This is a genomic window from Pseudooctadecabacter jejudonensis (assembly GCF_900172275.1).
Taxonomy (GTDB): Bacteria; Pseudomonadota; Alphaproteobacteria; order Rhodobacterales; family Rhodobacteraceae; genus Octadecabacter; species Octadecabacter jejudonensis.
On sequence record NZ_FWFT01000002.1, the window covers coordinates 250,197 to 264,904 of the forward strand.

Here is a 14,708-nt window from a genome sequence, read left to right on the forward strand (position 1 = left end):
AGCATGCGCGTTTTAAGCATTCTAGCGGTATTGGCAGCGGGCCCTGTGGCCGCGCAGACCTGCGGTGGGTCTTGGTCTGACTTCAAGGACGGGCTGCTGGCGGAGGCCGTCGCGCGGGGGGTCGCGCAGGCGGATGCCGCGCGGTTCCTCGCGGGGGCGCGGCAGGATGCAGAGGTGCTGCGCGCGGACCGGGCGCAGGGCGTGTTTCAGCGTGACTTCATCGACTTTTCGCGGCGGTTGATTTCGCAGAACCGGATCGACAATGCGCGCGCGCAATCAAGCCGTCAGGATGCGATTTTCGACCGGATCGAGGCAGAGCTGGGCATCCCGCGCGAAGTCATGCTGGCGTTCTGGGCGTTTGAGACGGATTTCGGCGCGGTGCAGGGCAATTTCAACACCCGCGATGCGCTGGTGACATTGTCGCATGATTGCAGGCGACCGGAGCTGTTCCGCCCGCAGGTCTTTGCCGCGATGGAGCTGGCCGCGCGGGGCGATATGGACCCCGACCGCACCACGGGCGCTTGGGCGGGTGAGATCGGCATGGTCCAGATGTTGCCCGGCGACATCATCGAGAACGGGCGCGATGGGGACGGCGATGGGCGGGTGTCGCTGAAGACATCGGCGCCGGATGCGCTGTTGTCCGGCGCGTCGGTCTTGGCGTCGCTGGGGTGGGCGCCGAACCAGCCTTGGCTGCAAGAGGTGGTCGTGCCGGCTGAGATGGATTGGTCGCTGTCGGGGACCGAAACGCAGCTGACCACAGACCAATGGGCCGCGATGGGTGTGACCGCGCGGGCGGGCGAATTGCCGGATTTGCCCGCATCGTTGATTTTGCCCATGGGGCGCAAGGGGCCTGCGTTCCTCACCTATCCGAATTTCGATGTGTATTTTGAGTGGAACCAATCCTTTGTCTATGTGCTGACGGCGGCCTATTTTGCCACGCGCATTGGCGGCGGGCAGATTTATGATGCGGGCACCCCCGATGCAGGGCTGTCGGGCGATCAAATCCGGCAGTTGCAGGAAAAGTTGCAGGCGCGGGGCTACGATGTGGGCGGGGCTGACGGTATTTTGGGCGCGAAAACCCGTGCAGCGGTGCAGGCGGAACAACAGCGTCTTGGCCTGCCTGCGGACGCCTGGCCCACGCCTGCGCTTTTGGCGCAGTTGTGAGGGCGGACGCCTTGGGCGAAGCAAAAAGCCAATGGGGCGTGTGCACCACCGTCAAAGCGCCGCTGGCCCAAATTCTGGCCTTTGTGGCGTGGCACAAACACCTAGGGGCGGCGCGGATTTGGGTGCATCTGGATGATGCTGATGATGTGTCGGCAGGCATTCTGAAACAGATCGACGGGGTGACGCCCGTGCTGTGCAACAAATCCTATTGGGCGGATTTGGGCGGGCGGCCCAAACGCCAAGAACCGCGACAGGCATTGAACGTGCAACGGGTCTACGCGCAGGCGGAGGTTCCTGTTCTGGCCCATCTGGATGTGGACGAATTTTTGTGGGCCGAGCGCCCCATCGCCGCCATTCTGGATGATTGGACCGACGACACGCCGTTTCTGCGCGCCCGCCCCGCAGAGGCGTTGCATGATGCGGGCCTGCCCGATGATATTTTTACGGCGCGGCAGTTTCGCTATCCGTTTCCCACGCCCATGCCGATTGCAGACCGGTACGACGTGTTGGGTGATTACACCGCGCTGATGATGAAGGGCGCGCTGAGCCATAAGGCGGGCAAATCTTTGTTCCGCACAGGCGTCAAAGGTCTGGTGCCCAAGCTGCATGCTGCAAGTTGGGAGGGCCAATCGGACCCCATTAAACTGCGCCTGCATCCCGAATTGACGGTGCTGCATTTTCACGCTCAAAACAAAGCGGCCTGGCTGGCAGCCCTGCCCCACCGCACCACCGATGGGGCCTATCGGTTCAACGAGGCACTGGCCGGTTTCGTGGCCGACGCCACGGCAGAGGAGATCGACACCTTCTATGCCGCGACCCAGACCGCCACGCCTGCGTTTATCGAAAAGCTGCGGCGCCATGGGCTGTTGCTGGAGGCGGATTTGGGGCTGAAGGATAAGGTGTCGGCCCTGTTTTGAGGCTCTATTCTGGGGCCCTATTCTGAGGACAGCGCCTCAACCGGTCCGATGTCGCGAACCGGAAAGCGGCCACCGTCGGCGGTCAGCAGGACCAGCCGATCCCCGGACATCACAAATTGGTCGCACCGTTCCACGCCTGTGACGAAGGTGATGCAGACAATGCTGTCTTCGGTGGCCGCGTCCAACGTGTGGTGCCCCAGCCATGTGCCGCCGCCGTTGGCCGCGCTGTAATCCCACGAATAGGTGCCATCGGTGTTGTAACGTGAGGTGCCGTCATCAAAATACGTAAGCGGACGGTCGAGGATCAGGGCGGCCAGACCAGTCGGAACGGTGTCTGTCGCGCGGGTGGCGTAGTCTTGCGCTGCGGCGGATGTCGCCAGGAGAAGCGTAAAGGGAAAGATGAGGTGTTTCATCCCCCGATGTTATCAGCGAACCCGCGAATGTCGCGTCACAATGGCGTGGGGCGCGCAATGTCTTGAAAAGACATTGGGGACAAAATTTCGAGGAAATTTTGGTTACGCCACCAGCGTTTCGGCAGCTTTCAGATCAACGCTGACCAACTGGCTGACGCCCTGTTCGCCCATGGTCACGCCGAACAAACGGTCCATGCGGGACATGGTGACGGCGTGGTGCGTGATGATCAGGAACCGTGTGTCGGTGCGGCGTGTCATCTCATCCAGCAGATCGCAGAACCGCGTGACGTTGGCATCATCCAGCGGCGCGTCGACCTCGTCCAGCACACAGATGGGGGCGGGGTTGGCGAGGAACACAGCAAAGATCAGCGCCAGCGCCGTCAACGTCTGTTCGCCGCCGGACAGCAGGGACAGCGTGCTGAGTTTTTTGCCAGGCGGTTGGCACATGATCTCAAGCCCTGCATCGAGGGGGTCTTCGCTTTCGACCATCACGAGCTTGGCCTCACCGCCGCCGAACAGGTGTTTGAACAGGGTGCCGAAGCTTTCGTTAACCTGCTCAAAGGCTGTGAGCAGACGTTCGCGGCCTTCTTTGTTCAGCGATGCGATGCCCGTGCGCAGGGCGCGGATGGCCTCCTCAAGGTCGGTCTTTTCACGGGCGAGCAGATCGTGTTCTTCCTGCACCTCTTTGGCGTCTTCTTCGGCGCGCAGGTTCACCGCACCCAGCGCGTCGCGTTGCCGTTTCAGGCGGTTCACATCGTTTTCGATGGCGTCCGAGGCGGGCATTTTGTCGGGATCAACATCGAGCTGATCAAGGAGCTTGTCGGGGGTGGTGTCCTGCGCCTCCATGATGCGGTCGGCGGCGGCGTCCATGGTTTCACGGGCGGCGTCGGCGCGGGCCTCTGACCTTGCGCGGGCCTCACGCGCCTCGGACGCTGCGCGTTCGGCGTCCCGTTCAGCCATTGTGGCCTCCCGCAAGGCATTTTCGCCTGTGGCCAACGTGTCTGCGGCCTCTTTGCGGCGGGCCTCGGCCTCCGCCATCGCGGTAGCGAGTTCGTCGCGTTTGGCGGCGATTTCATCGGGGGCTGTCAGCGCGACTTTGAGTTCGGCCTCGGAGGTTTCCTTACGCTCGGCCAGTTCAGACGACCGTTTAGAGGCGGTTTCAAGCCGGTGTTTCCAGCCGGACACCTCTTTGGTGATTTCCTGGGAGCGTTTGGTGCGGGCCTCGCCCTCGCGGCGCACTTCGTCATAGCCGGAGCGTTTGGCCATCATCGTCATGCGGGCCGCTTCGACGGTCATTTTGACGTCTTCGACGGCGGCGCGGGCCTCGTCCAGGGGGGCCAGCGCGCGGGCGGCGGCTTCGGCCTCCGCCAAGGCTTTGCGGGCGGCCATGGCCTCTTCCTCGTGGCGCGTCACGGCCAGGCCGGAGCTGTCGAGTTTGCTTTCGGCCAGATTGCGGTCCGCCTCGGCCCGAGACAGCGCGCGGTTGGCGTCGGCCACGGCTGCATCGGCGGCCCGGCGGGCGTCCCGTGCGGCTTTGTCAGCCTGCGCCAATTCGGCCAAACGGGTGGTCAACATCTCATGCGCGCGGACCATGCCATCGGCCTTGGCCTGCGCGTCGTTCAGGTCTTTTTTCAGCCCCTCAAGACGGTTGAGCTGTTGCAGACGCAGGGCCGCCGCAGATGGCGCGTCCTCGGCCGCAGCGCGGAACCCATCCCACCGCCACAAATCCCCGTCGAGAGACACGAGGCGCTGCCCCGGTGCGAGGTCTTTTTGCAGGCGCGGGCCGTCCGCGGCGTCCACAAGGCCCACCTGCCCCATCCGGCGCACCAAAACCTCAGGCACGGAGACATAGTTGGTCAGCGCCTTGACGCCTACAGGCAGGGTTTGCGGCTGGCTGTAGCCGGGCAAGGCGACCCAGCCGGACCCCATGTCGGACGTCACAGCGGGCGCCTTGAGGTCATCAGACAACGCCGCCCCCAGCGCCTTTTCATAGCCGCCTTCGACCCGCAGTTGATCAAGGATCTGGCTGCCTTCGGAACTGTCACGATCGACCAGTTTGGCAAGTGCTGCGGTTTCAGCGCGCAGGGCATTCACCTCGCCCTCCGCCTCGGAGCGCAGGGCGCGGGCGTCGGCCTCTCTGCCTTGGGTGTCGGCGCGGGCGGCCTCTGCCTCGGCCAGCACGATTTCAGCCTTTTCGGCGGTGGCGCGGGCTGTGGCCTCCTCCGTCTGGGCGCGTTCGAAATCAGTTGCCGCGCGTTCCAGGGCCGCCTGCGCCTCAGCCTTGGTGGCCAGCGCCCGCTGCGCGTCATGTTCGTTCTTTTCCAACGTCCTGCGGTAATCGTCAATCAGACGTTGGGACGACTGATGGCGGGCCGCCAAACGGGCCACGTCCTCGGTCATCTGGCTGAGATCGGCCTCACGATCGGCAAGGATTCGCGCCCCGTCGGTTGAGGCCACGCGCGCCTCCTCCAGACGGTCGGCGTGGCCCTCATGGGCTTTGGCGATCTCTTGGGCTTCCCATTCAAGACGGGCAATCGTCTCGCCCGCGTCCTTGTTCAACCCGGCCTCACGGTCCATGTCGCGGGCCAGCTGTTCAATGCGATTGGTGAGGGTTTCGATGGTCTGTTTGGCGCGTGCCTCTTGGTCGGTGAGGGTATCGCGCTGAACGGTCAGGCGCTGCAAAACAGCGGCCGCAATCGCCTCTTCCTCACGCAGGGGCGGCAGGGCATCCTCGCATGTCTGACGCGCCTTGGCGGCCTGCCGTGCTGCGGTCTCGGCGGCGGCGGCGGCGGTCGTCCGCGCGCGCAGCTGGTCGGCCGCGGCAGCACGCGCCTCATCCGCCTCTTTCCAGCGACGATACAGCAACAGCCCCTCGGCCTGCCGCAGATCGTCGCCAATGGCGCGGTAGCGGGCGGCCTGACGGGCCTGCCGCGCCAACTGCCCCAACTGGCTGGCCAGCTGTTCAATCACGTCATCCACGCGGGCAAGGTTCTGTTCAGAGCCTTTCAGCTTCAACTCCGCCTCATGGCGACGCTGGTACAGGCCGGAAATCCCCGCCGCTTCCTCAAGAATACGGCGGCGCGCCTTGGGCTTGGAGTTGATCAGCTCGGAAATTTGGCCCTGCCGGACCAACGCGGGCGAATGCGCCCCGGTGGAGGCATCCGCAAACAACATCTGCACGTCGCGCGCGCGCACGTCCTTGGTCCCGACCTTGTAGGCAGATCCCACGTCGCGGGTGATCCGGCGCACGATTTCCAACGTGTCACTGTCGTTGAACGCAGCGGGGGCCAGCCGTTCCGCGTTGTCGATGATCAGGCTGACCTCGGCAAAGTTGCGGGCGGGGCGGGTGGAGGCACCGGCAAAGATCACGTCCTCCATCCCGCCGCCACGCATCGCTTTGGGGCGGTTTTCGCCCATCACCCAGCGCAGCGCCTCAAGCAGGTTGGACTTGCCACAGCCATTTGGCCCAACCACGCCTGTGAGACCGTCCTGAATGATCAAATCGGTCGGGTCGACGAAGCTTTTGAAGCCATTAAGACGAAGGCGGGAGAACCGCATGGGGCCTGCTTTCCGTGATTCTGTGCGTGACCCATATGCTGCGCGGGTGCGCCCCTGCCTGTCAACGAACCCACACAGAATGTAGGGATATCAGCGGACTTATCCCCAAGATATCGCGTAACAGGCGTGGAAAACGCCCACGCCCTCCTTCATCTGACCCGAAAAACTCGCCCCGCAGGGCAACAAAATTCCGGAATTTTGTTCACCCGCCCGCAGCACGCGATGTCGCTTTCTGTCAGGGTGCGCCGGAATCCACCTTGACCGCCTGCCCCACCCGCGCGCACAACAGCGCTGCATGGTTCCCCCGTGTCCGGCCCAGCCAGACAGGGGAACAAGAGGGAATGTGGTGCGGGCTGATCCAAACAGGAGGCCCAAGGCCACAGCCGCCCCCGCGACTGTAAGCGGTGAGCGCCCGTCAATTCAGCCACTGGATCACTCCGGGAAGGCGACGACGCGCTACGACCCGCAAGCCAGGAGACCTGCCATGCCAAATGCAACCTGTCGTCGGGGAAGGCGACATGAAAGGACCAAAAAGATGCCTGCCAAAATACCTGCCACCGTTGTCACCGGATTCTTGGGCGCCGGCAAAACCACTCTCATTCGTCACATGCTGGAACACGCCGAGGGCAAGCGCATTGCGCTGATCATCAACGAATTTGGCGATCTGGGCGTGGATGGCGATATCCTCAAGGGGTGCGGGGACGAGACCTGCACCGAAGACGACATCATGGAGCTGTCGAACGGCTGCATCTGCTGCACGGTCGCAGATGATTTCATTCCGACCATGGAAAAACTGCTGGATCGAGAGACACCCCCCGATCACATCGTGATCGAGACCTCTGGCCTTGCCTTGCCACAGCCGTTGGTGCGGGCGTTCAACTGGCCCGGGATTTCCACGAAGGTCACCGTGGATGGTGTGGTGACTGTCGTCGACGGGCGTGCTGTGACCGACGGGCGGTTCGCCCATTCGGTTGAGGCCGTGGACGCCCAACGCAAGCTGGACGAAAATCTCGATCATGAGACGCCCTTGTCGGAGCTGTTCGAGGACCAGATCGCCTGCGCCGATATGATTGTCGTCAACAAGTCCGATCTGTTGGAGGCCGGACAGGCGGATGCGTTGCGAGCGACCCTCAAAGCGGATGCCCGCGCCGGTGTGCAGGTGGTGACATCCACCATGGGCGCGCTGCCTGTGGATGTTTTGCTGGGCCAAGGCGTTGGGGCCGAGGGCGATCTGGACGCCCGACATGAGGTGCACCACCACCATCATCATGACGACGATCACCACGACCATGATGACCATGACCACGCGCATGAGCATCACCACGCGCATGACCATCACCACCATGAACACGGACACGACGAATTCGAGAGTTTCGTCGTCGAACGGGGTGAAATCGCAGACCCTGCCGCCTTTGCCGCCCAAGTGGCCGATGTCATCCGCGCGCATGATATTTTGCGTCTGAAGGGGTTTGCCGCCATCGAAGGCAAACCCATGCGGCTGACGCTGCAGGCCGTGGGCCCACGGGTTGATACCTATTTTGACCGCCCGTTCGGCACCGATGCGCGCACCACACGGCTGGTTGTCATCGGACAGGCGGGGCTGGACCATACCGCGATCACCGCAGCCCTTCAGGCATGATCACCGTCGAGGCCGCAGATCCGACGGCTCAGGGGCCAGCCGCGCTGCTGGCCCAAAGTCATGCCTTGATGAATGCGATGTTCCCGGCGGATGCCTGCCACTATCTTGATCTGGCGGCCCTGCAAGCGGATCACATCCGCTTCTTCGCCGCCCGCACCGGCGGTCACGTGGTGGGCACCGGCGCCTTGGCGGTCATGGACCGCTACGGAGAGGTCAAATCCATGTTCACGGATGAGGCAGGGCGCGGCCAAGGCGTGGCCGCGGCCATCCTGCGCATGATCGAAGACACCGCACGGGGCGAGGGCCTGCCCCTGTTGCGCTTAGAAACCGGCAGAGGCCTTGATGCGGCGCACAGATTGTACCGCCGTTTCGGTTTTACGGAATGCCGGGCCTTCGGGACCTACACCGACGGGCCTTATTCCTTGTTCTTCGAAAAGGCACTGACGTGAGGTTTGGGGCGTTCCTTATAGGGATTTTGCGTGCCGTTGCGGCGCAACCGGTCCCAGCCGCGCGCCATTTTGCCATCGGCCTCATCCACGGCGTCCTGACCTGCGACGGATCGAAACTGCGGCGGGATTTCTTCCATTTTGCTCATGTCGGTCCCTTTGTCTGGCGATTGATCTGGACGTCGAACGCGCCGATGCGCGGAAAGGTTCAGCAATGCATTTGCTAGCCGCGACCCCGGGCGCCATCGACGACGGAAAAGAGCCGGTCGATCTGGGCCAGACACCCGCTGATATCGTGGTCATTTCTGCGGCGGATACGGAGCTCGCCGCGCTCTCTGCGGCACGGGGAGAGTTGGACAATACGCCCACATTGCGCCTTGCCAGTATGATGCATTTGATCCACCCGATGTCGGTCGATCTGCATCTGGACAGCTGTGCGACCAAATCCCGGCTGGTGATTGCGCGGGTGTTGGGCGGGGTCGGATACTGGACCTACGGGGTGGAACAATACGCCGCACGCTTGCGCGCGGCCGGCGTGCCGTTGGCGTTGTTGCCCGGTGATGACAAGGAAGACGCAGAGCTGCGCAGCCTGTCGAGCGTCAGTGACGCCGATTACGACGCGCTGTGGTCCTATTTGGTGGAAGGCGGGCCTGAGAACGCGACAAACGCCCTCAGCTATGCGCGCCACATGCTGGAGGGCGGTGAGGCCCCTGCCCCTGCGCGCCCGCTGCTGAAGGCGGGGGTGTATTGGCCCGGCGCGGGCGTCAGTGATCTGGCCACGGCACAGGCCAACTGGACCGATGGGGCCGCGATTGTTCCAATCGTCTTTTACCGTGCCTTGGTGCAGGGGGCTGGTTTGAACCCGATCAACCGGTTGGTGAAGGGGCTGGTGCGCGCGGGGCTTAACCCGCTGCCGGTGTTTGTGGCCTCCCTCAAAGACCCGCTGTCGCAGGCCACGGTGAAGGGGCTTTTTACCGCCGCCCCCCCTGACGTGATCCTGAACTGCACCAGTTTCGCTGTGGGGTCGCCGCATGCGGGCGACGCGGCAGCAGTGAACCCGCTGGCAGCAGGTTATGCCAACGGGGCGCCGGTGTTTCAGGTCGTGCTTGCCGCATCATCGGAAGAGGCATGGGCAGAGGGTCTGACGGGGCTGGGCGCGCGCGATATTGCCATGAATGTCGCCCTGCCCGAGGTCGACGGCCGCGTCCTGACCCGCGCGATCAGCTTCAAGGGCGAGGCCTATTTCGACGACGCCACCGAATGCCCCATTGCGACCTATCGCGCCGTAGGCGACCGCGTGGATTTCGTTGTGCAACTGGCCACGACCTGGGCCGCATTGCGGGCCCAAACCGCGGCCCAAAAACGCGTGGCGCTGGTGGTGGCGAATTACCCCAACAAAGACGGGCGCCTTGCCAATGGTGTGGGCCTCGATACGCCTGCGGCCACGGTGCATGCCCTGCACCTTCTCAAAACCGCCGGATATGACGTCACGCCGCCTGCGGATGCAGGCGCGCTGATGGAGAAGATGATGGCCGGCCCGACGAACTGGCTGACGGATCGTGCTGCGCGGCATGGGGGTGAGGTCTTGCCCCTCGATATCTACAAAAAACATTTCAATGCGCTCCCTTGGAGCGTGAAAGGGCAAATCACCGCACGGTGGGGCGCCCCAGAAGATGATCCGTTCTACGTCGCCCCCCCTTCATCTGACCCCCAAAAACTCGCCCCGCAGGGCCGGCCAGCCACGGGTTTTGCCCTCTCCATTCACCGTTACGGCAACGCCATCGTGGGCCTGCAGCCCGCACGGGGCTACAATGTGGATCCGACCGACACCTATCACAGCCCCGATCTGGTGCCGCCCCACAACTATCTGGCGTTCTATGTCTGGCTGCGTCACCACTGGGGCGCGGATGCGATTGTGCACATGGGCAAACATGGCAATCTGGAATGGCTGCCCGGCAAGGCGGTGGCCCTGTCCGAGACCTGCTGGCCGGAGGTCGTTTTGGGCCCAACGCCGCATGTCTATCCCTTCATCGTCAACGATCCGGGTGAAGGCACGCAGGCCAAGCGGCGCAGCTCTGCCGTGATCATCGACCACCTGACACCCCCTTTGACGCGCGCCGAAAGCTACGGGCCCCTGCGCGATCTGGAGGCCTTGGTGGACGAATATTACGAGGCCGCAGGCGTCGATCCGCGCCGCATTGACCATCTGCGCCGCGAGATCTTGTCGCTGTCCGACGTCACGGGGTTGGCGGCAGATGTCGGGTTCGATGGGGACGAAGACGGGGATCTGGCCAAGCTGGATGCCTATTTGTGTGAGTTGAAAGAGGCCCAGATTCGCGACGGTTTGCATGTGTTCGGTCAATCGCCCGAGGGGGATCAGCTGCGCGATTTGGTCATCGCACTGGCCCGCATTCCACGCGGCGATGGCACGGGCGGCGATGCATCGCTGTTGCGGGCTTTGGCCGCTGATCTGGGGCTGGGGTTTGATCCGCTGGATTGCAATTTGGCCGCCGCGGCAGAGGTCAAACCGGCCTTGCTGGCCGACCTGACCTCGGACAGCTGGCGTACGCTTGGCGACACGGTTGAGCGGTTGGAGCTGTTGGCGATTGCGCTGATGGAGGGCGGAGCGGCGCCTGGCCCCGCGTCTGGCGCTGTGTTGGATCAGATGCGCGGTGCGATCCGCGACACGGTTGCGGCGTGCGGGCCGCGTGAAGGGCACGGGTTGCTCCGCGCCCTCGCGGGGCAGTTCGTGGCCCCTGCCCCGTCGGGTGCGCCGACGCGCGGGCGGTTGGACGTTTTGCCCACGGGGGGCAATTTCTTTTCCGTGGATGCGCGTGCGGTGCCCACGCCCACGGCCTGGGCCTTGGGATGGAAATCTGCCAGTCTGCTGATTGAAAAACATCTGCAGGATCACGGTGATTGGCCGCGCACGATGTTGGTCACCGCCTGGGGCACGGCCAATATGCGCACGGGCGGCGATGACATTGCGCAGGCCATGGCGCTGATGGGGGTCAAGCCAAAGTGGGACGCGGCGAACCGACGTGTGACCGGGTTCGAGATCATCCCTGAGGGCGCTTTGGGGCGGCCACGGGTGGATGTCACGTTGCGGATCAGCGGGTTTTTCCGCGACGCGTTTCCGCAGCTGATTGCGCTTTTTGATTCAGCGGCGCAGGCGGTGCAGGCGTTGGACGAGGCCCCCGGCCAGAATCCTGCGGCGGAAAGGGCACGGGCGGGCGAAGGGGCCGCGCGGGTCTATGGATCAAAACCCGGCGCCTATGGTGCGGGCCTGCAGGCGATGATTGACGAGAGGCTTTGGGCGGGGCGCGCCGATCTTGCGGACGCTTATCTGGAATGGGGCGGCTATGCCTATTCGGCAGCACAAGAGGGCGTGCGCGACCGCGCGGGGTTTGAGGCGCGATTGGGCCAGGTTGAGGCCATTGTGCAAAATCAGGACAACCGGGAACACGACATCCTCGACAGCGACGATTACTACCAGTTCGAAGGCGGGGCGGCGGCGGCGGTGGCCACCCTGCAGGGCCGTGACCGCCCCGTGTATCACAACGATCATTCACGCCCCGAACGCCCCGTCATCCGCACGTTGGATGATGAGATTGCCCGTGTTGTGCGGTCCCGCGTGGTGAACCCAAAGTGGATCGAAGGCGTCAAACGCCACGGCTACAAAGGCGCGTTTGAGATGGCGGCGACGGTCGATTACCTTTTTGCCTTTGCGGCCACGACAGGCGTCGTGAAGACCCATCACTTTGACATGGTCGAGGAGGCGTTTTTGGCCGACGAGGACACGCGCGACTTCATTGCGCAGCACAACGCCCCTGCCCTGGCCGAAATTGCCGCCCGTCTGGCTGAGGCGATTGATCGTGGCCTCTGGACGCCGCGCAGCAATTCTGCGCGGGCGCGCATTTCAGACCTGACCAGAGAAGGGCAGTAAGGGAGGCCGTGAACTCATAACCCGGCAGCGAGAGCAGCCACACCAAGATACGCAAACAGAATACAAACAGAAAAATAACGCATCCGGCCTCCCTGACTGCTGTGAAAACACCACGTGAGGGGACGAAATGTCAGGGGAAAAGAGGCGCCGTTTTCCCAACTGCAGCAGCCCCCTTGGCAAGCCCGCCAGATCAGACCAGCATCAGACCCAGAAGGAGACGACAGTATGAGCACCGAAGACGCCGACCGCCACGCCATGAAGATGGCCAAAAAGAAGGCCGCCCGCGATAAGATCATGGCGACCAAGACGGACAAGAAGGGCTTGATTATTGTGCATACCGGTAAGGGGAAGGGGAAATCCTCTGCCGCGTTCGGGATGATCTTCCGCCATATCGCCCACGGGATGAAATGCGCGGTTGTGCAATTCATCAAGGGGGGGATGTCGACGGGGGAGCGCGATCTGATCTTGTCCAAATTCTCGGATGACTGTGCGTTCCACACAATGGGCGAAGGGTTCACATGGGAGACGCAGGACAAGACCCGCGACACAGAAATGGCCATGGCCGCGTGGGAAAAGGCGAAAGAGCTGATCCGCGATGAGGCCAATTCGATGGTTCTTTTGGATGAGGTCAACATCGCCATCCGGTATGATTATGTGCCGATTGCAAATGTGGTGAAGTTTCTGGTCGAGGAAAAGCCGGACATGACCCATGTGGTGCTGACGGGGCGCAATGCCCATGCGGATCTGATCGAAATTGCCGATCTGGTGACCGAGATGGAGCTGGTCAAACATCCGTTCCGGTCGGGCATCAAGGCGCAAATCGGCGTCGAGTATTAAGGGTGCAGATGGGGCAAACCCATCGCGATGCGCTGGCCGACTTGTTGGTCTGGCGACGTGATGTGCGGCATTTTCGGACCGAGGCGATTGACGGGGCGGTGCTGGGCCGGTTGCGGGCCGCGATGGACCGTGCGCCAGCGGTGGGCAATGCGCGGCCCTGGCGGGTGATGCAGGTGGAGGATGCCGCCAAACGGGCGGCGGTCACCGCCAATTTCGAGGCGGCGAATGCGCGGGCTGCGGATATTTACGAGGGGGAGGCCGCGCAAAAGTATCGCAGCCTGAAACTGGCGGGCTTGCACGATGCGCCGGTGCATCTGGCCGTCTGGACAGACACGGCCCCTGCCGAAGGCGCGGGACTGGGGCGCCAGACCATGCCCGAGATGCTGGCCTATTCCACGGTCGCCGCGATCCACACGTTGTGGCTGGCGGCACGGGCCGAAAACATCGGTGTGGGGTGGGTGTCGATCCTGGATCCTGCGCCCTTGAAGGATCTGTTCGGCGTGCCTGCCACGTGGGACTTAACCGCCTATTTGTGCGTGGGTCACGCGGCTGAGGATGCCGATACGCCGTTGTTGCATCGCGCTGGCTGGCAGGACAACACTGCGACACACTGGGACGTGGTCTAGGCGGCAGGGAACCCTGAGAGTGCGGTTTTGTTAGGTCTTCAAACCTTTGGGAGACCGACAATGAGCAAAGACCGAAAGACAATCTGGGACGAATGGCAGGACCTTGTGAACATGGCCCCGCAAGAGCTGGACGATTGGCTGGACACCGAAGACAGCAAATCCGTCGGCGACAGTGACGACGGCGAAAGCACAGGTCACAAATCGGGGCGGCGGATTGTGAACATCCAGCGCACCAACAAAGACGATCTGACCGACGATCAGTGGTCGCATATGGGCAAGGTTGTCGGCTATATCAAACGCCATACGTCACAAGGCGGGCCGGATGACGATGTGGAAACGTCGGCATGGCGGTATTCATTGATGAACTGGGGACATGATCCTTTGAAGTAAGGGGCGGCTAAAATTCCGGAATTTTAGCGCTGCACGGAGGGACAGATGGCGACACGGTTGCTGACGGAATTCGGGATGGGCACGTCGCTGCGGCGGCAAGATTACACGCAGGCCGCGCGGCGGGCGCTACAGGACGCGCTTTGGCACAATTCGATCAATCTGGCGGAGCTGTACGGCCAGCCGAAAGAGGCGATGCAGATCACCGTTGAGATCGGTGTGCAGCAGCCCGATGCCGTTGATACGGACGCGTTGCGGGACATTTTCCCTTATGGTCAGCTGCAATTTGACGTGGTGAAGGGCGGGCTGGATGTGCCGCGCCCCGACGGACACCCGACGGTTATCGCCAATGTGGCGCTGTCCGTCGCACTGGAGTTGGACGCATGAGTGATCAACGGTTCATCATCGAAATGGGCATGGGCAATGACCTTTATGGCCGCGACTACACCAAGGCCGCCGCGCGGGCGATTGAGGATGCGTTGCGGCATTCGTCAATTCCTTTGTTTGAGGCCACGGGCCTGTCCCACGACGCTATGCGGGTTCAGGTGACGGTGGGTGTGCAGGACCCCGATGCGGTGGATTGTGCGGCTTTGGCCGAAAAACTGCCCCGTGGGCGGGCCGAGGTGCGGGCCGTGACAGGCGGGCTGAATGTGACCAATCCGGACAACGGCAATGTGATCGTCATCGCCTCTGCCGCGGTTGAGGCATTTTTGCCGTTTCAGGGCTAGATCGGGGGTTTTCCGCGTGACAGGGTGAGGGCGAAGGAGGCCCTCGC

General features: G+C 63.0%; 13 protein-coding genes and 1 riboswitch. Of the genes, 10 read left to right on the forward strand and 3 right to left on the reverse strand.

All coding sequences use genetic code 11. The features are described from left to right. The first annotated feature begins 3 nt into the window (after positions 1 to 3). Together PSJ8397_RS06370 and PSJ8397_RS06375 are read left to right on the forward strand one after the other, a co-directional pair. Positions 4 to 1,164, forward strand: coding sequence for a lytic murein transglycosylase (locus tag PSJ8397_RS06370; protein WP_085863758.1), 1,161 nt, complete (start codon positions 4 to 6; stop codon positions 1,162 to 1,164). A gap of 11 nt (positions 1,165 to 1,175) precedes the next feature. Then, positions 1,176 to 2,081: a glycosyltransferase family 2 protein gene (locus PSJ8397_RS06375; protein ID WP_085863759.1), complete on the forward strand. Its 906-nt coding sequence runs from the start codon at positions 1,176 to 1,178 to the stop codon at positions 2,079 to 2,081. Positions 2,082 to 2,098: 17 nt separating this feature from the next. Here PSJ8397_RS06375 and PSJ8397_RS06380 read toward each other — a convergent pair whose 3' ends face one another. Next, positions 2,099 to 2,494, reverse strand: a complete 396-nt coding sequence (locus PSJ8397_RS06380; RefSeq protein WP_085863760.1) for a hypothetical protein — start codon at positions 2,492 to 2,494, stop codon at positions 2,099 to 2,101. A 102-nt stretch (positions 2,495 to 2,596) separates the two neighbouring features. Continuing rightward, complete coding sequence (gene smc / locus PSJ8397_RS06385) at positions 2,597 to 6,052, reverse strand: chromosome segregation protein SMC (protein WP_085863761.1); 3,456 nt, start codon at positions 6,050 to 6,052, stop codon at positions 2,597 to 2,599. 281 nt (positions 6,053 to 6,333) lie between these two features. Next, a riboswitch (cobalamin riboswitch) is annotated at positions 6,334 to 6,553 on the forward strand. A gap of 34 nt (positions 6,554 to 6,587) precedes the next feature. Here smc and cobW point away from each other — a divergent pair. Next, complete coding sequence (gene cobW, locus PSJ8397_RS06390) at positions 6,588 to 7,691, forward strand: cobalamin biosynthesis protein CobW (RefSeq protein ID WP_085863762.1); 1,104 nt, start codon at positions 6,588 to 6,590, stop codon at positions 7,689 to 7,691. Beyond that, complete coding sequence (locus PSJ8397_RS06395) at positions 7,688 to 8,140, forward strand: GNAT family N-acetyltransferase (protein WP_085863763.1); 453 nt, start codon at positions 7,688 to 7,690, stop codon at positions 8,138 to 8,140. Before cobW ends, PSJ8397_RS06395 begins: the two co-directional genes overlap by 4 nt. Here PSJ8397_RS06395 and PSJ8397_RS06400 read toward each other — a convergent pair. Then, positions 8,107 to 8,286, reverse strand: coding sequence for a hypothetical protein (locus PSJ8397_RS06400; protein WP_085863764.1), 180 nt, complete (start codon positions 8,284 to 8,286; stop codon positions 8,107 to 8,109). The genes PSJ8397_RS06395 and PSJ8397_RS06400 overlap by 34 nt on opposite strands. A gap of 65 nt (positions 8,287 to 8,351) precedes the next feature. Here PSJ8397_RS06400 and cobN point away from each other — a divergent pair, with 65 nt between their 5' ends. The 6 genes from cobN (at position 8,352) to PSJ8397_RS06430 (ending at position 14,661) form a co-directional block, all read left to right on the forward strand. Next, positions 8,352 to 12,083, forward strand: coding sequence for a cobaltochelatase subunit CobN (gene cobN / locus PSJ8397_RS06405; protein WP_085863765.1), 3,732 nt, complete (start codon positions 8,352 to 8,354; stop codon positions 12,081 to 12,083). Positions 12,084 to 12,308: 225 nt separating this feature from the next. After that, a complete protein-coding gene (cobO, locus tag PSJ8397_RS06410; RefSeq protein WP_085863766.1) occupies positions 12,309 to 12,920 on the forward strand; it encodes a cob(I)yrinic acid a,c-diamide adenosyltransferase in 612 nt (203 codons plus the stop codon). Positions 12,921 to 12,922: 2 nt separating this feature from the next. After that, positions 12,923 to 13,546 carry a 5,6-dimethylbenzimidazole synthase gene (bluB, locus tag PSJ8397_RS06415; protein WP_085863767.1) on the forward strand — a complete coding sequence of 208 codons (624 nt, stop codon included), beginning with the start codon at positions 12,923 to 12,925 and terminating at the stop codon, positions 13,544 to 13,546. 60 nt (positions 13,547 to 13,606) lie between these two features. Continuing rightward, positions 13,607 to 13,936 carry a DUF3140 domain-containing protein gene (locus tag PSJ8397_RS06420; protein WP_085863768.1) on the forward strand — a complete coding sequence of 110 codons (330 nt, stop codon included), beginning with the start codon at positions 13,607 to 13,609 and terminating at the stop codon, positions 13,934 to 13,936. A gap of 45 nt (positions 13,937 to 13,981) precedes the next feature. Beyond that, positions 13,982 to 14,320, forward strand: a complete 339-nt coding sequence (locus tag PSJ8397_RS06425; RefSeq protein WP_085863769.1) for a Lin0512 family protein — start codon at positions 13,982 to 13,984, stop codon at positions 14,318 to 14,320. Then, positions 14,317 to 14,661, forward strand: a complete 345-nt coding sequence (locus PSJ8397_RS06430; RefSeq protein ID WP_085863770.1) for a Lin0512 family protein — start codon at positions 14,317 to 14,319, stop codon at positions 14,659 to 14,661. The genes PSJ8397_RS06425 and PSJ8397_RS06430 overlap by 4 nt, the downstream gene beginning before the upstream one ends. The last annotated feature ends 47 nt before the right edge of the window (positions 14,662 to 14,708 follow it).